Raw genomic sequence first — 20,009 nt, 5'->3', positions numbered from 1 at the left:
GGGCGGAGCGGGTCACAGGATGTCCTCCGCGGTCACCGGGTCCGGACGCTCGGCGCCGGCGCCCGGGGGGCCGCCGTGGGTCCAGGGGGTTGCCTCCGGGTCCGGCAGCTGGGGGCCGCCGCGCTGGTCGTGTTCGAAGAGCGTCCAGCAGATGTGCTCGCCCTTCTCCGGCACGGAACCCGGCGCCGGTTCCTTCCCGCGGCCCATCTTGTCGGTCACCCGCAGGACCAGGACGCCGGTCTCCTCGTGCCGCACGAACTCCGCCGTCTGCGGCCTGCCGTCCAGCGAGCGGTAGACCTTCGTGCGCTCCCCCAGGTGCGGGGTGTCGTCCGTGCGTACGGTGACCAGGGGGCGGGGGCTCGGCCGTTTGCCCTCGCTCATGGTCATCACCACGTCCAGTACTTCGCAGTCGAACGCCTCGCCCGCGAGCCGGCGCCCGGCCATCACCAGCGGATCGTCGAGTGCTTCCTGGGCCTCCAGCTGCGCCTGCGCGGTCTCGCGGGAGGCGAGCTTCTGCGCGGCCGTCACCGCGTCGTCGCGCCGGGGCTGCGGCGGCTCCCCGGCCCGTACGCGGTCGCGGTGGCCGGTGTACGACCACCGGTCACGCGTCCAGCGGTCCGCCGCCCGTGCCCCTTCCGGGAGTTCCCTGAGCAGGTCGAGGCCGTGCCACACCGCGTCCCAGGTGGGCCGCATCCGCGCGGCGAGCAGTTCGCGGACGTGCCGCTCGGCGGCGGAGAGTTCGCCCAGGCGCGCGTCGGCCGCTAGGCCGTCCTCGGCGGCGGCCAGCGCCTTGCGGGCCCGGTCGTAGCGGTCGATGGCCGGGGCCAGCAGCTTGTTGTCGAACGCCGGGTCGGTCGCGGGGCCGGCCGGAGGGCACACCAACTGCCCGTCCCCGTCCCGCTCCAGCTCCGCCCGCAGCGCGGCCTCGGCGCCGGACTCGCCCGGGCGGCCCGAGAACTCCGGGTCGATCCAGGCGAGCAGCGCGCCCAGATGCTGGTCCTCCAGGCTGGACTGCCCGGTCGCCCAGTGCCGGCCCAACAGGTCGGTCGCCGCGAGGAGGAGCGACGAACCCGGCACCCGGGACCGCTCGCCGAAGTGCGTCAGCCAGCGGCCGAGCAGCGGGATGTGCGGAGGTGCGGGGTAGGGGGTGTCCGGGTCCTGCTCGGCCGTACGCCGGAAACGCGTCGACCGGCCGAGCAGCCGTACGTACTCGACGCCCGCCCGGCTCGGAACGATCAACTGCGGTGCGTCCGCGCACAGTTCGGCCTCGACCTTGACCCGCTTCCCGGTCTCCGGATCGGTCTCGTTGCGCTCGGCCGCCTCGACATCGTCGCCGTACCCGTCGATGTACGGCAGGACGGACTCGGCCAGCTCCGCGAGGAAGGCGAACCGCAGTTCGCGGTCGCGGGGCTGCGTCACGGCGAGCAGTCGCGGCGCGTCCCGGTCGGTCCCGACGAGCGCGCCGAGAGGGGCCCCGGCCTCGCCCGCGGTGGTCAGCGGCACGAACACCATCGGGCGCTCGGACACGTGCCGGTGGCGGACGGTGGCCAGCGGCTGCGCCCGTCCGCCGCGCACGGCGTCGAGCCGGGCAAGCGTGCTGATCAGCGACATGTGACTCCCTCCGGAGCGACGGACGGCACTGCCCCGGCGGGTGTCCCAGCGAGCGCCTCCGACCGTAGCGCCGCCGCCCGGCGCAGCGCGGCCACCGTCGGGTCGTCCGGGTCGCCGGCCGCCCCCTCCGCCGCCGCCAGGACCTCGCCGATCGTCGTCAGGCCGCCGAGCTCGCCGCGCACACTGCGGCCCAGCGCCGCCACCGCGCCCGCCGCCCGCGCCTTCTCCCGGCAGTGGAAGGCCAGCTCGCACGCCGCCAGGCACTCCGGGGCGTACGCCGCGTCGACCGATTCGACCGCCGCCGCCAGCTCGTCCGCCGGGCGCGCCACGTCGAAGGTCGTGCCGTCGGGAAGCGCGGCGGCGAGGTCTTCGACACGCGTCAGCCGGTCCAGCTGACGCCGGGTCACCGACCGCTGTTTGCGTACATCGACGACCGACGCCGCCGGCAGGTTCGAGAAGTCCTTGGGGCAGACCAGCAGCACCGAGTGCCGTACCCCGGCGCCCGTCACCTTCGCCGCGACCCGCTCCAGCGCCAGGACGTACACCGCTGCCTGGCGCGCCGCGGCGCCCACCTTCGCCGCGTCCGCCGATTCGTCGATCATCGGGAAGGACTTGATCTCGACGACGGTCCATTGCCCGTCGGGACGCACCACCACCGCGTCCGGCTCCAGGTACGCGGGGGAGCCCGCCACCTCCAGGGCCAGCATCGGGTGGTCGAGCAGCGTCCAGCCCCCCGCCGCCGTGGCCTCGCGCAGCGCCAGCGCCGTACGGGCCGCCCGGCCCTCCGGGCCCGCGGCGGCCAGGTCGGGTACCCGCGTCCCGCCGGGGACGGGAGGCTCGCAGCCGGGACCGGCGCCCATCCGTTCGTACAGCAGTCGCATCAGCTCCGTGCCGCCGTCGGCCTTGACCCGGGCCTCGAAGGCATTGCCCCGCATGAAGGCGAACTGCGACTGGCCGAAGACGGAAGGCGATCCGAGCGCTGCCGCCAGCGCCGCCTTGTTCACCCCCGCGCCGTCGAGCAGCGCGCGGCGCTTGCAGCCGGGGTTGGCGGCGAGCGCGGCCAGCGCACGCGCGTCCAGGGGCAGTGGCGCGACCGACGGGCCCCGCAGCTCAGCGAGCCGCTGCCGGAGTGCCGTCGCCGGCGCCTGATTCCGCGTCGGTGCCGCCGCCTGCGGAGGCACGCGCGGAGGTGTGGGTTCGGGTCCGCTGCCCAGGGATTCGCTCACCCTCGGAAGTCTCGCATCCGGTACTGACAACGCCGTCGGCAATCGCGGATCCCGCAGGTCCCGGCCGGGGCGTGAACCGCTCCCGCACCCGGTCGGCCAATCGCATGAACGGCCTGGTCAGGGCCAGTCCGAGGCCCATCACGGCGGCGCCCGCGACCGCGTCGAGGAAGTAGTGGTTGGCCGTACCCATCACCACGAAAGTGGTCAGCAGCGGGTACGCGACGCCGAGCGACTTCATCAGCGGCGTACGTCCGTGCCGCCACAGCATCACCCCGCACCACAGCGCCCAGCCCACATGCAGGCTCGGCATCGCCGCGTACTGGTTGGTCATGCCGCCCAGTCCGCGCGGCGCACTCGCCTCGCCGCCCCACCAGCCGTACACGCTGTACTGCGCCATCGTGTCGACGAAGCCGTGCCCCGCGTCGAGGAGGCGGGGCGGGCAGGTCGGCATGAAGGTGAAGCCGACCAGCCCGAGCAGGGTCGAGAGCATCAGCCAGGTGCGCGCGGCGCGGTAGCCGGAGGTGCGCCGTCTGAACAGCCAGATGAGGATCGTCGGGGTGATCAGATAGTGCAGTGAGGCGTACGCGAAGTCGGCGGGTATCCCGAGCCAGGCGTGTTCGGTGAACAGCCGGTTGAGGGGGTGTTCGGCGTTGAGACGCAGGAGCTTCTCGGCGCGCAGTATCGCCAGGCCGTGCTCGACGGCCGTGGACTCGCCACCCCGTACGAACAACCGGCCGCCGGTGTACGCGGCGTAGACGACCACGACGAGCAGCAGCTCGGTCCACCAGCGGGGCCTTTTGCGGGGCGCGGTGTCCTGCATCCGGACGCTCTCCATTTGTCTGTATGTGCGGCCTACGGGCTGACTGGCCACCCTTTCAACCGTACGGTGTACGAGAACACGCGTGCGCACCGGGTGCGCGAGTAGGTTGACGTGGAAAACGCCCCGGAGGTTGCCCCTCCATGTGGTGCGCGATGATGGTGCGGGCGGCTCGTTCGCCCCTGTTGCGACCCCGTAGTGAGACCCGTAGTACGCACCCTTCGCACCGTCAGGGAGACATCGTCATGGCACCGCGCATCCTGCTGGCCCGGCACGGACAGACGGAATGGTCCCTGCTGGGGAAGCACACCGGCAGGACCGACATCCCGCTGCTCGACGAGGGCCGCCGCGGCGCGAAGCTGCTCGGGGAGCGCCTGCACCGGGCGCCGCTGGACGGGCTCCCCGACGCCGAGGTGCGCACGAGCCCCCTGCGGCGGGCGAGCGAGACCTGCGCGATCGCCGGGTTCGGCGACCGCGCGCGGGAGTGGGACGCGCTGATGGAGTGGGACTACGGGGCGTACGAGGGCATGACGCCCCCCGAGATCAAGGCGCGGCAGGCCGACTGGTTCATCTGGCGCGACGGCGTGCCGGGCGGCGAGACGCTCCAGCAGCTCTCCGACCGTGCGGACGAGGTCATCGCCTGGGCGCACTCGGCCGACCGCGACGCGCTGGTCTTCGCGCACGGCCACATCCTGCGCGCGATCGGCGCCCGGTGGCTCGGCCTGGACGTGTCCTTCGCCGCCCGCATCCGACTGGACCCGACGTCCCTGTCGGTCCTCGGCTGGGCGTACGGCGACCCGGCGATCGAACGCTGGAACGACACCGGCCACCTCACCGGCTGACCACCGCCCGCCCCCGGCCTCACACGCCGCTGTGCGACGTGCCGGCGTGCCGCGTCAGGAACGGGGCCACCGACGGCGAACGGCGGTGCGGCAACAGGACGCGGGTCGTCTCGGACAGCATCGTCCGCACGCGCGACGACTGGACCTCCTCCAGGAGGTCCAGCACGCCCTCGCCCACCGCCGCCGCCTCGTCGGGCGCCCCGGCGCGCGCCAGGTCGTCGGCGAGCTCCGCGCTGTAGAGGGCCAGGTTGCGGGTGAAATGAGGGTCCTGGAGGGCCGCCGCGCGCCGGGCGTGCCGGGCCGCGCGCGCCCAGCCGCCGAGCGCCGACCAGCACTGCGCCTCGAGCCCCTCCAGCTCCGCCTCCCCGAAGAAGCTCATCCACTCGGGATCGGCCTGCGCCGTACCGCGCTCGAAGAGGGACTTGGCGCGGACGAGCGCCTGCTCGCAGCCCGTACGGTCACCGAGCCCCGCCCAGCCGCCGGCCTCGCGCAGGGTGAGCAGTGAGAGCAGCCGGGACGACGCCACGAGCCGCGCCGCGCGCTGGCCCGCCTGGGCCGCCCGGACCGCCTCGCGCGGCCGCCCGGTGTCGCGGGCGAGGAAGGCCGAGTTGCTGAACGCATGGGCCTCCAGCGCCGGATCGCCGGCCACCCGGGCCGTGGCCAGCGCCTCCGCGTAGTGCGAGCGGGCGTCGTCGAAACGGCCGGAGTCGTGCGCCAGCCAGCCCACCGACAGGGCGAGTTCACCGGCGCCGGTGTGCAACCGGTCGGCCATCGATCTGCGGGACGTCGTACTCGCTTCGAGCAGGGCGTAGGCGGTACGCAGCGGTTGCGCGGCCCGCTTGTAGAGGCCGTCGGCGCCGTGCCGGTCGTCGAGCAGGCGGATCTGCCGCACCGCGTCCTCCACGGCGCTCACCTCGGCCTCACCGACGCGGCGTTGGGCGCCCGGCACGCCGGCCGGGTCCGGGAAGGTGGCGGGCGCCGAGGGATCGGCGGGGGCAGAGGCGAAGGCGCCCGGCGCGGTGCCGAGCCCCAGGGATGCGGCCGCCATGGTGGCGGTTCCGCTCGTCATGAACGCGCGACGCAGCACGTCGCTCTCCTCGTCGCTGTGGCTAGGGGTCGTGGTGGCACGCGCCCCCCTGCCACGTACGGTTTCGCGGGCCGAGAAGCCCAGGTCCGCCAGCGTCAGGCCGGGGAACATGTACAGGAAGACGCGCTCGTACGCGTAGTTGGGACAGCGGATTTCGCCGGCCTCGACGCGCCCGATGTAGCGGGCGTCGCATGCGACGTGTTCACCGATCTCACGCGCCGCCCTGCGGACGGCGGCGGCGAATTCGGCCGGTGAACGAGACCCTCGCAGTCGGCGGAAGTCGTTGTTCGGCATGGCCAAGACCTCCCGCAAGGTTCGCGTGCTTCGGCGGAGCAAAAACGTACCGGCTGTGACGACTCGAACACGCGGTGTTTCGCTACAAACGGGATATCTCACCCATGATTTGCCATGAACTGCCATCCTTTGCGGCGGCGCGGCGCCGTAGCTGTTGACAGCGCCGCGCGTTGAACCATGAGGAGTGGGAGCGCGGCTCCCACTCGAGCGAGGAGGGGTTCCCTTGTTGGAGGCCGGCATGGAGATCAGTGGCTCACGGACAGGCACAAGGACAGGCTCGCGGTCCACGGCTCAGCACAGGCCCAGCCAGGACTTCAGCACCGTTCCACCCCCGGCGGGAAGTCCGGTCCCCGAGCTGTGCGACCTGGTGACGGTCCCGGTGCGCCAGGGCCTCGAGGCGGTGGACATCATCCGCCGCGCCTCCGCCCCCGCCGTCGGCCCCGTCCTGCACGACGGCTCCTGCGCCACCCTCGGCTTCCTGGTGCCGCCCGGCACCGCCGACGGCTGGGACATGCCGGGCAGTGCCTGTACGCAGACCTCCGGACGCGGCCTGCGCATCCCGGCGGCCCTGACCGGCGACATCGGCGCCGACGCCCCGCCCCTGGTCCCCGAGCCGCCCGTCACCGGGACCGGCTGGCTGCTGCCGCCCACCGACACCGGCCCGGTCACCGACCCGGCCGTGCTCAGGGCCGCACTCGGCGAGGCGGCCCGGCTGATCGAGGCGGCCGACCGCGTGCGCTGAGGCGCCGGAAGAACGCCGGCCACCGCGCACCCGATACTGGCTGCGTGGCAAAGAACAACAAGCGGCGCGAGCGCGCCGCCCCCGAGCCCGTCGTCGCGCACGTCGACGGCGGACTCGCCGAGCTGATACCCGACCGGGACCGCCCGCGCGGCTGGACCCTGCTGATCGACGGCGCCCCGCAGTCCCACGTGGATCTCGACGAGCCGTCCTACCTCGACTTCGCGTACCAGCGCAGGCTCGGCCACATCATCGACCTCACCGCCCCGCAGGGACAGCCCGTACACGTCCTGCATCTCGGCGGTGGCGCCTTCACCCTGGCCCGTTACGCCGCCGCCACCCGGCCCCGCTCCACCCAGCAGATCGTCGAGGTGGACGCGGCGCTCGTCCAGCTGGTGCGCACCACGCTCCCGCTGGACGCCCAGGCCCGCATCCGCGTCCGCTCCCTCGACGCCCGCGCCGGTCTCGGCAAGGTCGCGGACGGCTGGGCGGACCTGGTCATCGCGGACGTGTTCAGCGGCGCGCGTACGCCGGGGCACCTCACCAGCGCCGAATTCCTCGCCGACGTACGCAGGGTGCTCAAGCCCGGGGGCTTCTACGCCGCCAACCTCGCCGACGGCCCGCCCCTCGCGTACGTGCGCGGCCAGATCGCCACCGCCGCCGCCGTCTGGCCCGAGCTCGCCCTGGCCGCCGACCCGGCCGTGCTGCGCGGCCGCCGCTTCGGCAACGCGGTGCTGCTGGCGTCGGACCGTACGCTGCCCCTCGCCGAGTGGACCCGCCGCATCGCGACCGACCCGCACCCCGGGCGGGTGGAACACGGCCGGGAACTTGCCGACTTCACAGGCGGCGCGGCCGTCGTCACGGACGCGAGCGCGCGGCCGTCACCGGAGCCGCCGCCCTCCGCGTTCAAGTAACGCGGGCTGCGAGTCGAACGCGGGCTGCGAGTCGACGCGGGCTTCAGGCAGGACGCGGGCTTCAGGCAGGGCGAGCAGAACGCGGGATCAGGACTTCACGATCTCGACCGACGGCGCGTGGTCGTGCCAGGTGCAGAAGACCGAGACACTCGCGGCGCCCGCCGTGAACTCGACCCGGATCCACGACGGGTCCTTCCAGACCTGCATCGACCAGCCGGTCGCCGGCGTCGCCGAGACGAGCGTGGCGGAGGTCTTCCCCAGGTCGAACGTGACCCGGCCGCCGTCCGTGTTGTAGCTCTTGACCTGGCCGTTCGCGCTCGCCTGCGGGCTCGACGGCGAGCGGGAGCCCGACGGGCCACCGGGGTCGTCCGGCGTACGGCTGGGGGGAGCGGTCTTCCGGCCGCCCGGCGTGCCCGACGGCGACTCGGCGCGCTCCGCCGACTTGGACGGCTTCCCGTCCCCGCCGCCCTCGTCGCCCCCGGGCCGCCGCGTCGACGACGACTGCGGCTTCGCGCCCTGCGCGGTGCTGCCGCGCTCCGCGACGTCGCTGGGGATCGGGAGGGCCTGCGGAGGGTCGTACGCCGTACCCGACATGACCGTGTGCACGCCCCACCACGACAGCGTGACCGCCGCGCCCGTGGCGAGCGACCACGCGATGGCGTGTACGAATCCTCGTTGCATCGGGGCCATACTGCACCACCCGCCCCACGCACGTCCCAGAGGGACCGGCATCCCCCCTATGGCGTACGGTGCCGCCCATGGCAAGTGTGCTCGTGGTCGAGGACGACCAGTTCGTACGTTCCGCCCTCATCCGGCACCTGACCGAAGCCACCCACACGGTGCGCAGCGTCGGTACGGCACTCGAGGCGTTGCGCGAGGTCGCCCATTTCAGTTTCGACGTGGTCATCCTCGACCTCGGACTGCCCGATCTCGACGGGTCGGAAGCGCTCAAGATGCTGCGCGGCATCACCGACGTACCCGTGATCATCGCCACCGCGCGCGACGACGAGGCGGAGATCGTGCGGCTGCTCAACGACGGCGCCGACGACTACCTCGTCAAGCCCTTCTCCGTCGAGCACTTGTCCGCCCGCATGGCCGCCGTACTGCGGCGCTCCCGCGCCGTCGCGGGCGCCGAGCCGCCGTCCCGGGTGATCCGGGTCGGCGGGCTGTCGGTCGACCCGCTGCGCAGGCAGGCCGAGCTGGACGGCGCGCGCCTCGACCTGACCCGCCGTGAGTTCGACCTGCTGGCCTTCCTCGCGGGGCGGCCCGGAGTCGTCGTAGCGCGCAAGGAGCTGCTCGCCGAGGTGTGGCAGCAGAGTTACGGCGACGACCAGACCATCGACGTGCACCTGTCCTGGCTGCGGCGCAAGCTCGGCGAGACGGCGGCCAATCCGCGCTACCTGCACACCCTGCGCGGGGTCGGAGTGAAGCTGGAGCCGCCGCGATGAGGTGGGCGCTGGTCAAGGTGAGTCTGGCCGTCACCGCGATGGTCGTGGTGGCCTTCGCCGTACCGCTCGGACTCGTCATCAAGGAGATGGCCAGGGACCGCGCCTTCTCCAACGCCGAACGCTGGGCCGCCACCATCGGCCCCACCCTCTCCATCACCACCGACCGTGACTCGCTCGACCGGGCCGTCCAGACCACCGAGGTCGGCATCGAGGGGCGCATGGCCGTGCACGTCCCGGCCTCCGGCGAACCGGGCAGCCTGCCGCTGGAGATCGGCAGGCGCCGGGCGGCGCAGCGGGACCTGGAGACCACGCGACGGATCGGCCGCGCTTCGATCTCGGAGGTGACGGGAGGCTTCACGCTGCTCCAGCCGACCGCGGTCGCCAGCGGGAAGATCGCCGTGGTGGAGGTGTTCGTACCGGAGGACGACGTCAGCAATGGCGTGGCGACGGCGTGGCTCGTACTGGCGGGCGTGGGCCTCGCCCTGATCGTGGGGTCGGTGGCGGTCGCGGACCGGCTGGGCGTGCGGATGGTCCAGCCGGCCCAGCGGCTCGCGGGCGCGGCGCACGACCTGGGGGAGGGGCGTCTGGGCGTGCGCGTCCCCGAGGAGGGCCCGACCGAACTGCGTTCCGCCGCCGTGGCGTTCAACTCCATGGCCGACCAGGTGGTCCAGCTGCTCGCCAACGAGCGCGAACTGGCCGCCGACCTGTCACATCGGCTCAGGACGCCGTTGACCGTGCTGCGCCTGAACGCGGCCTCGCTGGGCGAGGGCCCGGCCGCCGAGCAGACCAGGGCGGCGGTCGAGCAGCTGGAGCGCGAGGTCGACACGATCATCCGCACGGCGCGAGACCAGCGGTCGCAGGTGCAGGGGGTTGCCGGTCCCGGGGCCGGCGCGGGCTGTGACGTGTCCGAAGTCGTGCGCGAGCGGATGGACTTCTGGTCGGCGCTGGCGGAGGACGAGGGCAGGAAGGTGCGGCTCGCGGGCGTGGAGCGGCCGGTACGCATCCCGGTCGCCCGTCCCGAACTGGCGGCGGCGCTCGACGCGCTGCTGGGCAACGTCTTCCGGCACACCCCGGTGGGCACGGCCTTCTCGGTGGACGTGCACAACGGCGACGACGCCGTCATCGTCCTGGTCTCGGACGCGGGACCCGGCATCTCCGACCCGGAGGCCGCGCTGGTGCGCGGCAACAGCGGTGGAAGGGACGGGTCGACGGGCCTGGGCCTGGACATCGTGCGGCGGGTCGCGGAGTCGACGGGCGGCGACGTACGCATCGGGCATTCGGTGCTCGGGGGTACGGAGGTCCGCATCTGGATCGGGCTCGGGCTCGACGGACGGCGTACGGCGGGGGACCAGAGCGGCCACCGGCTGGGACGGCGCAAGCGGGGGGCGGGGAAGGGGACGGGGCTGGGGAAGGGAGTGGGTGCGGGTTCCGGGTCGGGGTCCGGGTCCGGGGCGCGACGGGGGCGGGGAAACGGTCTTCGGGCGTGAAGCTTTAACTGGCTCCCATGGCTTCCTTAACTGCGCCCTAAGATCCGCAAGCCCCGTACCTAACCGGGCATTTGTCCGTTTCGAGATCGCTAGCGTGCTGCCGCACCCCTACGGCGTATCCCCACGCCGTCCCCCCGGGGCCGTCCCCCCGGGGTTCCCGTAACGCAGAGGCAGGCACGCGATGAGCAGCACGACGCACCGGCGCACGGCGAGTGGCAGAACCAAGGCGCTCGGCGCGGTCGTCGCCGCGGCGGTGATCGGTGGCGCGGCATTCGCGTTCACCGGGACGGCGCAGGCCGCCTCGGTCGGCGCGGCCTACACCAAGACCAGTGGCTGGGGCAGTGGTTACACCGGCCAGTACGTCGTCACCAATGAGACCGACAAGGCGCTGTCGGACTGGACGCTCGAATTCGACCTCCCGGCGGGCACGAAGGTCGGCTCCCTGTGGAACGCCGAGCACAGGACCGACGGCGGGCACGTGACGGTCAAGCCCGCGAGCTGGACCCGGGACCTGGCGCCGGGCGCGTCGGTGACCGTCGGCTTCGTCACCTCGGCCGACGGCCGGGGCGCGGCCGGGGACCCCACCGGCTGCCTGATCAATGAGGTGAAGTGTTCGGTCGACCCGGGCGCCACGCCGGCGCCGAGCGGGCGGCCGACGGAAGCCCCGAAGCCGACCGGCTCGGCGACTCCCTCGCAGAAGCCGACGCCGTCGGCGCCGACCAGTGGCCGTCCGACCGGCGCACCGCCGGCGAGCGCCCGCCCGACGACCGCGCCTCCCACCACCGCGCCGTCGGCGGCTGCGGGCGCGAAGTTCGCTCCGTACGTCGATACGTCCCTCTATCCGGCGTACGACCTGCTGGACACCGCGGCCAAGACCGGTGTGAAGGAGTTCAACCTGGCCTTCATCACCTCGGGAGGCAGCTGCGCACCGCTGTGGGGCGGCGTGACCGGGCTGACGACCGACAAGGTCGCGGCCCAGATCGGCGCGCTGCGCGCCAAGGGCGGTGACGTACGGGTGTCCTTCGGCGGCGCGGCGGGCAGCGAGCTCGCGCTCAACTGCTCCTCGGCCGATGAGCTGGCGGCGGCGTACGGCAAGGTCGTGGACGCGTACAAGCTCACCAAGGTCGACTTCGACGTCGAGGGCGCGGCCCTGCCGGACACAGCGGCGAACACGCGGCGGGCGAAGGCGATAGCCCAGCTCCAGAAGAAGCACCCCGGCCTGGACGTGTCCTTCACGCTGCCGGTGATGCCCGAGGGGCTGACCCAGCCCGGCGTCGACCTGGTCGCCGACGCCAGGAAGAACGGCGTGAAGATCAACGCGGTCAACATCATGGCGATGGACTACGGACCGTCCTACAACGGCGACATGGGTACGTACGCCGTCCAGGCGGCTACGGCGACCCAGGCACAGCTGAAGGGCGTGCTCGGCCTCTCGGACGCGGCGGCGTGGAAGACGGTGGCCGTCACTCCGATGATCGGCGTCAATGACGTGACGACGGAGATCTTCAAGGTCGACGATGCGACGCAGCTGGTGGAGTTCGCTGAGAAGAAGGGGATCGGCTGGCTGTCGATGTGGTCGTCGACCCGCGACAAGGAGTGCCCGGGCGGGGCGAAGGGGTCGGCCGACGCTACGTGCAGTTCGATCGTGCAGGGACCGCTGGCGTTCACCAAGGCGTTCGCGGCGTATCGGTAGCCGCGCGTACTGACTGACCACGAGGCACTGACCGCGAGGCACTGGCTGCGTGGCTGTGTGACCGCATGACCGCATGACCGCATGACCTCAAGACCGCCACCCCCCAGGCGCGCCCCGGCCGGATCCCCACGCGGCCGGGGCGCGCTGCTGCCCGGACGGTCGCGGAGATGTTGCTGCGCCGATCGGCCGGGGCGAGGCTGAGCGGGACGCCACCAGGCTTCAGTGTGCGCGGACGGGACCGTGCCGGCCGTGGTGTGCCGAAGGAGCGAATGCCATGAGGGTCATGCTGCACGCCCATGTCGACACGGAGGCCGGGAACGAGGCCATCAGGAACGGCAAGATGCCGCAGATGATGAACTCGGTGATCGAACAGCTCAAGCCCGAGGCGGCCTACTTCTTCCCCAGCATGGGCCGGCGGTCCTGCATGTTCGTCTTCGACATGCAGGACAGCTCAGAGCTGCCGCCTGTCGCGGAGAAGTTCTTCATGGAACTCGGCGCGGAGGTCGAGATCGTGCCGGTGATGAACGGCGACGACCTCAAGAAGGGCCTCGAGGCCCTGAAGTCCCGGGGCTGACGAGTGCCCGGACGGGGTGACGGGGCGGCGGGGCCGGCTTCGGGGGGAAGTGGTGCCCGGTGGCGCTCCGGGGCAGCCGGTGGACGGCTGCCCCGGAGCGGCGCAGCGCCGTAGCGTACGTGCGTAGTACGGGCGCAGCGACGTAGTGCTGGTACTTGTGCTGGGTACGGCAGCGACGTATGCGACTGCCCGGCGGTCAGTTATCCGGCGACGCTGGCGTAGACGCGGGTCGCGAACTCGGCGATCTGCTCGTCGCTGAGGTTCTTGGCGAGGTTGGCCTCGGTGATCATTCCGACCAGCTGGTGGCCGCCCGCGACATCGATGACCGGAAGGCGCTTGATCTGGTGCGTCTCCATGGACTGGAGCGCCTCGTTGGCGTCCGCGTCGGCGTCGATCCAGTGCACGTGTCCGCCCAGCGTGCCGGCCTGTACCGTCGCGGGGTCGACGCCTTCGGCGCAGCACTTCACGACGATGTCGCGGTCGGTGATCAGACCCGTGAGCCTGTTGTCGTCGCCGCAGATGGGCAGACAGCCGACATTCATGTCGCGCATCATCTGAGCCGCGTCGAACAGCGACTGGTGCGCACCGACGCACTGAACCCCGCTGGTCATGATGTCGCGGGCCTTGAGCTGCTTGTTCGTAGCCATAATTTCTGGATCCTCCCGCGGTTCGGGACGTTGTTCTCTCCTCCATCGATGACAACACGGATGGCCTACCGCCGCCCCTCGGGGCCTGCGTGCGCCCCGGGGTGGAGGAGGAGAGGGAGAGCGGGTGAGGGGGTGAGGAGGAGGTCAGGAGCCTGCGGGTGTGGCGTAACCGCCGAAGCCGACCCAGTCGAGCATCACGCAGGACTCGTCGCCGAGCACCCAAGCGTCGTGACCGGGCGCGATGGAGACGAAGTCTCCGGGGCCGACTTCAGTGCTCTCGCCGTCGTTCATGACGATCTTCATTCGGCCACTCAGGACGTAGGCGACATGGGAGGCCTCACAGCTGTCGGTGCCGGCGATGGGCTTGATGTGCTTGGACCACTGCCAGCCCGGTTCGAAGACGGCGCGGCCTACGGGGCCGCGATCGGTGGTGATCAGATCGAGCCTGCCCTTGCCGTCCTCGAACGGTCGGGTCTCCTCTGCGGAGTCGAAGTTCTTGCACACAATCGCGGCCATGATCATCCGCCTCCCGGCGCGAGCGCGAGCGGTCCCCGAGTCCACTTCCAGGCTACGCGCCGAGGGCTGCGGTTGCTTCCGGGGGCATTGTGGTCCTGCCGACGGCTTGGGCCCGTGGGTCGAATCAACTGTCACGAGCTGGCGGTTGGGCAGCTCGCGTTCCCCGGGACGGTGGGATGTGGCGGCTTGACGACCGAGTGAGACGAACCCGGCCGAGGGTGAACCGGCGCGCCCGTTTCGTCCCAGTTTTCGGGCATCGTCGGCTCGCGACGTGCGACAGGTGCCGGGTTAGTCGCACGTCAACGGCCCGACGCGAGCCGGCCTCGACGGGAAGGGAATCAGTCCTCGGAAGTGCTGTCTTGCAGGAAGCGTTCCACTTCGCTTGCGACACCTGATCTCGCCGTCGAGGTGCGGGACCCGGCGCTCGTAGAGCCTTCATGGACTCCCAGGCCACCCACCCACACGTATCCGAACGACGGCTCCTCGTCGATCTTCGGTCCGATCTGGATACTCATCTGCTTGAGCTTCGCTGCAGACGCTGCGACGTAGAGCGTGGCCGTCACGCGGCGCTGTGGGTAGAGGTTGAAGTCGCGGATGCTGTCGGCGCCGTACTCGTCGACGAATGCGCCGTGACCGTCCCGCCCCACACGGACCTCGTAGTGGTCCGGGTGCGAGTTCAGATCGATCGAGAAGAACGTGGCGCCGCGATTCTCGAAGGTGACGTGGAAGCTGACGTACGTCAGACCCTTGGCGCCGTCATGACGCCCACGTGGCGGGACGGCCTTCTTGAGGCCGTGAACACGCACGCGTAGTCCGGCCCACTCTTCGGACTGGTATTCCTGCCAGTCCCCGACAAACGTTCGGCACGTCCATTGGTCCCCACCCCTTCGGCTCGCAAAAGCCTAGAACGAACGCTGATCACAGCACAGACCGCCAGTTGAAGATCAGCCTTTAGGCTGTGGCACCCTCACATCAGCAACCTGCTTGTGGTTCGACCGGCTACCGGTCGGGGTGGACGCCGCACCCGCCCGAGCCGCCCCATTCAACTCTCGCGCGCTACCCGCACACCTGCCGGTCCGCGGGTCGGCCCACCCGACCGCCCGTCCACCGGCCCACAAATCCGCCCCCCTGCCGCAAACGCAACAGGGAGGCGGATTCGCGGGCATGCGGAGCATGTGGCCCACCCGCTACTCCAGCATCGGGTACGGCAGCACGCCCGTCCGCGCCACCCGCCCGTACCACTGCGCGCTCGACTTCGGTGTGCGCTCCTGCGTCTCGTAGTCGACGTACACCGCACCGAACCGCTTGCTGTACCCGTACGCCCACTCGAAGTTGTCCATCAGCGACCAGAGGAAGTAGCCCCGCACATCCGCGCCGTCCAGCAGCGCCCGGCGTACCGCCGCCAAGTGGCCGTGCAGGTAGCGGATGCGGTCCGGGTCGTGGACCGTGCCGTCCGTCCCCGGCTTGTCGTCGTACGCCGCACCGTTCTCGGTGACCATCAGCGGCACCCCGGGTGCCTCGCGGGTGTACTCCATCAGCAGGTCGTACAGGCCGCTCGGGTCGACGGACCAGTCCATCGCGGTCAGTTCACCCGGCGGCTGGTGAAAGGCGACGGACTCCGAGCCCGGCCAGGGGGAGTGGTCGCTGGCCCCGTGGCCGTCGCGGCGGGAGCCCGTGCCGTCGGGCGACGCCGACACCACCGCGGGCGCGTAGTAGTTGATGCCCAGGAAGTCCAGCCGCCCTGCCGTCGCCGCGTCCCCCTCCCGTACGAACGACCAGTCCGTCAGGTGCGCGGTGTCGGCCAGCAGGTCCGACGGGTACGCCCCCTTCAGCATCGGGCCCGTGAAGATCCGGTTCGCGAGGGCGTCGATACGGCGCCGCGCGTCCAGGTCGTCCGCGGACGGTGTCAGCGGCCGGACCGCGCTCGGGTTGAGGCTCACGCCGATCCGCGCCCGCCCCGGCAGCGCGGCGCGCAGCGCCTGCACGCCCAGACCGTGCGCCAGATTCAGGTGGTGGGCGGCGCGCAGGGCGGCCACCGGGTCGGTACGGCCGGGCGCGTGCACTCCGGACCCGTACCCCAGAAACGCGCTGCACCAGGGCTCGTTCAGCGTCGTCCACAACTCCACTCGGTCGCCCAGTGCCTCGGCGACGAGTCCCGCGTACTCCGCGAAGCGGTACGCCGTGTCCCGCTCCGGCCAGCCGCCCGAGTCCTCCAGCTCCTGCGGCAGGTCCCAGTGGTAGAGGGTCAGGCTGGGCGTGATTCCGGCCGCCAGCAGCTCGTCCGTCAGCGCGCGGTAGAAGTCCAGGCCGCGCTCGACGGCCGGACCCCGTCCGGTCGGCTGCACGCGCGGCCAGGACACCGAGAAGCGGTACGCCCCCAGCCCCAGGTCCGCCATCATCCGTACGTCGTCACGCATGCGGTGGTAGTGGTCGACGGCCACATCGCCCGTGTCACCGCCCAGCACCTTTCCCGGCGTACGGCTGAAGGTGTCCCAGATCGACGGGGTGCGGCCGTCCTCCCGTGCCGCACCCTCGATCTGGTAGGCGGCGGTCGCCGATCCCCACAGGAATCCGGGCGGAAAGCTCTCAGTGCCTTCGGTCATGGAAGCGCTCCTGGTGGTTGGAGAGGAAAGAAGAGAGGGACGTCAGCCCTTGACCGCGCCCTGCATGATCCCGCCCACGATCTGCCGTCCGAAGAGAACGAAGGCCAGCAGCAGCGGCAGTGTGCCGAGCAGGGCGCCGGCCATGATGACCGACTGGTCGGGCACGAAGCCCTGACCGAGGTTGGCCAGCGCCACCTGCACGGTCGGGTTGTCCTGTGTCAGCGCGATGATCGGCCAGAAGAAGTCGTTCCACGCGGACACGAAGGTGAGCATGCCCAGCACCGCCATCGCGGGCCTGGCAGCGGGGAAGACGATGTGCCATATGATCCGCAGGCTGCTCGCCCCGTCGACCCGCGCCGCCTCGACCAGCTCGCTGGGCAGCGCCTGAACCAGGTACTGGCGCATGAAGAAGACGCCGAAGGCGCTGACGAGAGTCGGCAGGATGACGGCCTGGAGCTGGTCGGTCCACTGCAGCTCGGCGACCGTCATGAACAGCGGTACGACGCTGAGTTGCGGCGGCACCATCATCGTCGCCACGACCAGCAGCATCAGCAGGTTCTTGAAGCGGAAGCGCAGCTTGGCGAAGGCGAAACCGGCGAGCGTCGAGAACAGGACGGTCCCCAGCGCGATGCTGCCGGCCACCACCGCCGTGTTGAGCAGGGCAAGCCCCATGTTGGCGTCGGTCCACGCCGTCTGGAGGTTTTTGAAGAGGTTCCCGCCGAACCAGAACGGCGGCGGCGTCTGCGACAGCCGGGTGTTGTTGCGGGAGGCCGCGATCGCCGTCCAGACGAGCGGGAACAGTGACCCGACGGTGAAGACGATCAGAACGGCGTAGGTGAGGGGACCGCCGTGGAGGTGGCGCCCGGCGCGAGCGCGCAGGACCGGCTGCCGCGGCTTCGTCGGCTTCGTCGGCTTCATTGGCTCTTCCTCAGGCGGCGCGCGACCAGCAGGTGGATGCCCGCGACGATCAGCAGAATCAGGAACATCGCCCAGGCGATCGCGGAGGCCCGGCCGAGGTGGAAGTTGAACCAGCCCTGTTCGTACAGGTAGAGCCCGAGCGTCTGGAACTGGTGCGACGCCCCGCCCTTCTGCCCGCCCGCCCCGCCGAACAGCAGGGGCTCACCGAACAGCTGGGTCGCGCCGATCGTCGAGACGACGACCGTGAAGAGGATCGTCGGCCGCAGCGAGGGGATCGTGACGTGGAGGAACTGCTGCCAGCGGGTCGCCCCGTCCAGCGCCGCCGACTCGTACAGATCGTTCGGCACCGCCTGCATCGCGGCCAGATAGATCAGCGCGTTGTACCCGGTCCACCGCCAGATCACGATGGTCGACACCGCGACCTGTGACGACAGCGTCCCGCTCTGCCAGTCGACCTTCCCGAGCCCCACCGCGTCCAGCGCCCAGTTGATCATCCCGTAGTCGCGCCCGAAGAGCAGCACGAAGACGAGGGTCGCGGCCGCCACCGAAGTGGCGTACGGCGTGAGGATCGCGACCCGGAAGAAGCCCGAGGCGCGCAGCCGGTAGTTGAGCAGATGGGCGATACCCAGTGCCATCAGCAGCTGCGGCACCGTCGAGATGAGGCCGATGGTGAAGGTATTGCGCAGCGCGTTCCAGAAGAACTCGTCCTCCAGGAGCCGTGTGTAGTTGTGCAGCCCCACCCACTGCATGTCGTTCGGCGCCGACAGCGACACGCGGTGCAGCGACGACCACCCCGTGTAGAGGAGGGGGAAGACCCCGAAGGCCGCGAAGAAGACGAAGAAGGGCGCGACGAAGGCGTACGGGCTGTACTTCGTGTCCCAGCGGTAGCGCCTGCTGCGCCACACCCGGCCGCGGTCGCTCTCCCCGGGCAGCTCGACGGCCCCCGTTCCCCGGCGGCCCGGGGCCGGGACCGCGTCCCCCGAGGAGGGGGACGCAGCCGGGCCGGACTGTTCGGTGTACGGACGCATCAGCCGTCCACCGCGTTGTCGATCTCCTTCAGGGCCGCCTTCCAGCCCTCCTCCGGGCTCTTGCCCTGCTGCTCCACCTGAAGGATGCCGACGTCACCGAAAGCGACACCGATCTGCTGGTCCTTCGGGCCGATCACCAGCGTCGGGATGCCCTTGGCCGCCTCGGCGAAGAGTTGCCCGGTGGGGGCGTCGCCGAAGTAGGGGTTCTTGGCGCTCGAGACCGCGTCCATCTCGTACGCCGGCGGGGTGGACGGGAAGCTCGCCTGCTTGTCGAAGAGCTTCGCCTGCTGTTCGGGCGCGGTCAGCCAGGCCGCGAGCTTGATCGCCTCCGCCTTGTTCTTGCCGGCCTTCGGTACGCCGATGAACGAGCCGCCCCAGTTGGCGGGCTTCGGCGCCGCCGCGACGTCCCACTGGTCCTCGCCGGCCTTGCCCGCCTTTTCCTTGATGTAGCCGAGCATCCACGGCGGGCAGGAGACAGTGGCGAAGGTCCCGTTGGCGTACGCCTGGTCCCAGGCCTTGTCGAACTGCTTGAGCTTGCCGGTCAGTCCGCCCTCGGCGGCCTGCATCGCCAGGCCCCAGGCCGTCTTCACGGCGGGGCTGTCCTTGTGGATCAGCTTGCCCTCGGCGTCGTAGAAGCGCTCCGCGTAGCCGTTGTTGACGGCGGCGAAGAGACCGGCGGCCGAGTCGGTGAAGGTGGTTCCCTTGGCCCCCTTGGCCTTGTAGTCCTTGCCGGCGTCGACATACTTCTGCCAGTCGCCCGCCCACAGCTTGCCCACCGCCTCGCGGTCGGTCGGCAGCCCGGCCTTCTTGAACAGGTCCTTGCGGTAGCACATGCCCATCGGCCCGATGTCGGTGCCGAGCGCGACGGTCCGCCCGTCCTTGGCGGTCGCCTGCGCCCACTTCCAGTCCAGCCAGTTCGACTTGTCGATGCCCGGAGCCTTCGACAGGTCCTCGAACTTGTCGGTCTGCGTGGTGGTGATCTCGTTGATGTTCCCGACCTCTATGGCCTGGATGTCCTGGAGGCCGCTGTTGGCCGCGAGGTGCGTCAGCAGTTCCGGGTAGTACGTGTCGTTGCGCTCCGTCACGTCCTCCTTGACGACGATGTCCGGGTTCAGCTTCATGTACTCGTCGTAGAGCCCGGCCTGCTTGTAGCCGAAGACGCCGAAGGTGCCGATCTCGAGGGTGGTTTTGCCCTTGGCGTCCTTCTTGCCGCCGCCGGAGCCGCCGGTTCCCTCGTCGCTGTCCTCGGCACAGCCGCCGAGCAGGCCCGCACCGAGTGCGATCACGGCGGCGACGACCACCGCCCTGCGACGCGTTGGGGTACTGGTGCGCATTGCGTCCTCCTTGTTCCCAGACGTGCCGACCCCCCGGCCAACTGCGCATTTACGGCCCTGAATTGAGGCCGATGCCGGGGCGGGGAACGTGCGGGATGTGTATGAGTCAGGTACGGTGGGAGCGCTCCCATGTGTGATGTGTTGAAGGTTCGCGGCTCCCTGCTGGGGTGTCAAGGCACCGGACGGCGGGATTTCCGGCCCTGGACCGCTATGAGATATTGCGCAGCGCCG

At 71.1% G+C, this 20,009-nt stretch carries 19 protein-coding genes; 7 read left to right on the top strand and 12 right to left on the bottom strand.

What is annotated here, in order from left to right; translation table 11 throughout:
• Window positions 1–12: 12 nt before the first annotated feature.
• Genes ACWIHY_RS12435 through ACWIHY_RS12425 form a run of 3 tightly spaced genes read right to left on the bottom strand, consistent with a single transcriptional unit; the run spans window position 13 to window position 3,672 of the window.
• Entirely contained in the window at window positions 13–1,611 is a 1,599-nt protein-coding gene (locus ACWIHY_RS12435) for a hypothetical protein (RefSeq protein WP_454375600.1), read from the bottom strand.
• Entirely contained in the window at window positions 1,602–2,837 is a 1,236-nt protein-coding gene (locus ACWIHY_RS12430) for a hypothetical protein (RefSeq protein WP_454375599.1), read from the bottom strand. The genes ACWIHY_RS12435 and ACWIHY_RS12430 overlap by 10 nt, the downstream gene beginning before the upstream one ends.
• Window positions 2,722–3,672, bottom strand: coding sequence for a phosphatase PAP2 family protein (locus ACWIHY_RS12425; protein ID WP_454375598.1), 951 nt, complete (start codon window positions 3,670–3,672; stop codon window positions 2,722–2,724). Before ACWIHY_RS12425 ends, ACWIHY_RS12430 begins: the two co-directional genes overlap by 116 nt.
• Window positions 3,673–3,899: 227 nt before the next feature.
• Between ACWIHY_RS12425 and ACWIHY_RS12420 the strand changes: the two genes are divergently transcribed.
• On the top strand, window positions 3,900–4,496 hold the full coding sequence (locus ACWIHY_RS12420; protein WP_454375597.1) for a histidine phosphatase family protein: 597 nt from the start codon (window positions 3,900–3,902) through the stop codon (window positions 4,494–4,496).
• Window positions 4,497–4,515: 19 nt separating this feature from the next.
• On the opposite strand, the gene ACWIHY_RS12415 is transcribed toward ACWIHY_RS12420, so the two are convergent.
• Window positions 4,516–5,877, bottom strand: a complete 1,362-nt coding sequence (locus ACWIHY_RS12415) for a hypothetical protein (protein WP_454375596.1) — start codon at window positions 5,875–5,877, stop codon at window positions 4,516–4,518.
• A gap of 238 nt (window positions 5,878–6,115) precedes the next feature.
• Here ACWIHY_RS12415 and ACWIHY_RS12410 point away from each other — a divergent pair, with 238 nt between their 5' ends.
• A complete protein-coding gene (locus ACWIHY_RS12410; RefSeq protein WP_454375595.1) occupies window positions 6,116–6,619 on the top strand; it encodes a hypothetical protein in 504 nt (167 codons plus the stop codon).
• A 44-nt stretch (window positions 6,620–6,663) separates the two neighbouring features.
• Complete coding sequence (locus ACWIHY_RS12405; protein ID WP_454375594.1) at window positions 6,664–7,530, top strand: spermidine synthase; 867 nt, start codon at window positions 6,664–6,666, stop codon at window positions 7,528–7,530.
• Window positions 7,531–7,617: 87 nt separating this feature from the next.
• Here ACWIHY_RS12405 and ACWIHY_RS12400 read toward each other — a convergent pair whose 3' ends face one another.
• Window positions 7,618–8,211 (bottom strand): hypothetical protein, encoded by a 594-nt coding sequence (locus tag ACWIHY_RS12400; protein ID WP_454375593.1) that lies wholly within the window; start codon window positions 8,209–8,211, stop codon window positions 7,618–7,620.
• Window positions 8,212–8,288: 77 nt separating this feature from the next.
• On the opposite strand from ACWIHY_RS12400, the gene ACWIHY_RS12395 reads away from it, so the two are divergent.
• The 4 genes from ACWIHY_RS12395 (at window position 8,289) to ACWIHY_RS12380 (ending at window position 12,732) form a co-directional block, all read left to right on the top strand.
• Window positions 8,289–8,978: a response regulator transcription factor gene (locus ACWIHY_RS12395; RefSeq protein ID WP_454375592.1), complete on the top strand. Its 690-nt coding sequence runs from the start codon at window positions 8,289–8,291 to the stop codon at window positions 8,976–8,978.
• Window positions 8,975–10,465 (top strand): sensor histidine kinase, encoded by a 1,491-nt coding sequence (locus ACWIHY_RS12390; RefSeq protein ID WP_454375591.1) that lies wholly within the window; start codon window positions 8,975–8,977, stop codon window positions 10,463–10,465. Before ACWIHY_RS12395 ends, ACWIHY_RS12390 begins: the two co-directional genes overlap by 4 nt.
• A gap of 181 nt (window positions 10,466–10,646) precedes the next feature.
• Complete coding sequence (locus ACWIHY_RS12385; protein ID WP_454375590.1) at window positions 10,647–12,158, top strand: cellulose binding domain-containing protein; 1,512 nt, start codon at window positions 10,647–10,649, stop codon at window positions 12,156–12,158.
• A gap of 274 nt (window positions 12,159–12,432) precedes the next feature.
• Complete coding sequence (locus tag ACWIHY_RS12380; RefSeq protein ID WP_454375589.1) at window positions 12,433–12,732, top strand: DUF3303 family protein; 300 nt, start codon at window positions 12,433–12,435, stop codon at window positions 12,730–12,732.
• A 200-nt stretch (window positions 12,733–12,932) separates the two neighbouring features.
• On the opposite strand, the gene ACWIHY_RS12375 is transcribed toward ACWIHY_RS12380, so the two are convergent.
• The 7 genes from ACWIHY_RS12375 to ACWIHY_RS12345 form a co-directional block, all read right to left on the bottom strand.
• On the bottom strand, window positions 12,933–13,379 hold the full coding sequence (locus tag ACWIHY_RS12375; protein ID WP_454375588.1) for a CBS domain-containing protein: 447 nt from the start codon (window positions 13,377–13,379) through the stop codon (window positions 12,933–12,935).
• A 144-nt stretch (window positions 13,380–13,523) separates the two neighbouring features.
• On the bottom strand, window positions 13,524–13,895 hold the full coding sequence (locus ACWIHY_RS12370) for a cupin domain-containing protein (RefSeq protein WP_454375587.1): 372 nt from the start codon (window positions 13,893–13,895) through the stop codon (window positions 13,524–13,526).
• Between the two features lie 338 nt (window positions 13,896–14,233).
• Complete coding sequence (locus ACWIHY_RS12365; RefSeq protein WP_454375586.1) at window positions 14,234–14,701, bottom strand: hypothetical protein; 468 nt, start codon at window positions 14,699–14,701, stop codon at window positions 14,234–14,236.
• A 381-nt stretch (window positions 14,702–15,082) separates the two neighbouring features.
• Window positions 15,083–16,498: a GH1 family beta-glucosidase gene (locus ACWIHY_RS12360; RefSeq protein WP_454375585.1), complete on the bottom strand. Its 1,416-nt coding sequence runs from the start codon at window positions 16,496–16,498 to the stop codon at window positions 15,083–15,085.
• Between the two features lie 42 nt (window positions 16,499–16,540).
• On the bottom strand, window positions 16,541–17,416 hold the full coding sequence (locus ACWIHY_RS12355; protein ID WP_454375584.1) for a carbohydrate ABC transporter permease: 876 nt from the start codon (window positions 17,414–17,416) through the stop codon (window positions 16,541–16,543).
• Window positions 17,413–18,444 carry a carbohydrate ABC transporter permease gene (locus ACWIHY_RS12350; protein ID WP_454375583.1) on the bottom strand — a complete coding sequence of 344 codons (1,032 nt, stop codon included), beginning with the start codon at window positions 18,442–18,444 and terminating at the stop codon, window positions 17,413–17,415. The genes ACWIHY_RS12355 and ACWIHY_RS12350 overlap by 4 nt, the downstream gene beginning before the upstream one ends.
• Window positions 18,444–19,778, bottom strand: coding sequence for an ABC transporter substrate-binding protein (locus ACWIHY_RS12345; RefSeq protein WP_454375582.1), 1,335 nt, complete (start codon window positions 19,776–19,778; stop codon window positions 18,444–18,446). The genes ACWIHY_RS12350 and ACWIHY_RS12345 overlap by 1 nt, the downstream gene beginning before the upstream one ends.
• Window positions 19,779–20,009 lie beyond the last annotated feature (231 nt).

Source organism: Streptomyces sp. NPDC055287 (genome assembly GCF_053646035.1).
This window is presented reverse-complemented; position numbering and strand designations above follow the sequence as displayed.

Excerpts from the sequence above, each read along its gene's own strand:
- ACWIHY_RS12435 (WP_454375600.1), bottom strand. The coding sequence starts at position 1,611 with ATGTCGCTGATCAGCACGCTTGCCCGGCTCGACGCCGTGCGCGGCGGA.
- ACWIHY_RS12425 (WP_454375598.1), bottom strand. The coding sequence starts at position 3,672 with ATGGAGAGCGTCCGGATGCAGGACACCGCGCCCCGCAAAAGGCCCCGC.
- ACWIHY_RS12420 (WP_454375597.1), top strand. The coding sequence starts at position 3,900 with ATGGCACCGCGCATCCTGCTGGCCCGGCACGGACAGACGGAATGGTCC.
- ACWIHY_RS12415 (WP_454375596.1), bottom strand. The coding sequence starts at position 5,877 with ATGCCGAACAACGACTTCCGCCGACTGCGAGGGTCTCGTTCACCGGCC.
- ACWIHY_RS12410 (WP_454375595.1), top strand. The coding sequence starts at position 6,116 with ATGGAGATCAGTGGCTCACGGACAGGCACAAGGACAGGCTCGCGGTCC.
- ACWIHY_RS12400 (WP_454375593.1), bottom strand. The coding sequence starts at position 8,211 with ATGCAACGAGGATTCGTACACGCCATCGCGTGGTCGCTCGCCACGGGC.
- ACWIHY_RS12395 (WP_454375592.1), top strand. The coding sequence starts at position 8,289 with ATGGCAAGTGTGCTCGTGGTCGAGGACGACCAGTTCGTACGTTCCGCC.
- ACWIHY_RS12390 (WP_454375591.1), top strand. The coding sequence starts at position 8,975 with ATGAGGTGGGCGCTGGTCAAGGTGAGTCTGGCCGTCACCGCGATGGTC.
- ACWIHY_RS12385 (WP_454375590.1), top strand. The coding sequence starts at position 10,647 with ATGAGCAGCACGACGCACCGGCGCACGGCGAGTGGCAGAACCAAGGCG.
- ACWIHY_RS12380 (WP_454375589.1), top strand. The coding sequence starts at position 12,433 with ATGAGGGTCATGCTGCACGCCCATGTCGACACGGAGGCCGGGAACGAG.
- ACWIHY_RS12375 (WP_454375588.1), bottom strand. The coding sequence starts at position 13,379 with ATGGCTACGAACAAGCAGCTCAAGGCCCGCGACATCATGACCAGCGGG.
- ACWIHY_RS12370 (WP_454375587.1), bottom strand. The coding sequence starts at position 13,895 with ATGGCCGCGATTGTGTGCAAGAACTTCGACTCCGCAGAGGAGACCCGA.
- ACWIHY_RS12360 (WP_454375585.1), bottom strand. The coding sequence starts at position 16,498 with ATGACCGAAGGCACTGAGAGCTTTCCGCCCGGATTCCTGTGGGGATCG.
- ACWIHY_RS12355 (WP_454375584.1), bottom strand. The coding sequence starts at position 17,416 with ATGAAGCCGACGAAGCCGACGAAGCCGCGGCAGCCGGTCCTGCGCGCT.
- ACWIHY_RS12350 (WP_454375583.1), bottom strand. The coding sequence starts at position 18,444 with ATGCGTCCGTACACCGAACAGTCCGGCCCGGCTGCGTCCCCCTCCTCG.
- ACWIHY_RS12345 (WP_454375582.1), bottom strand. The coding sequence starts at position 19,778 with ATGCGCACCAGTACCCCAACGCGTCGCAGGGCGGTGGTCGTCGCCGCC.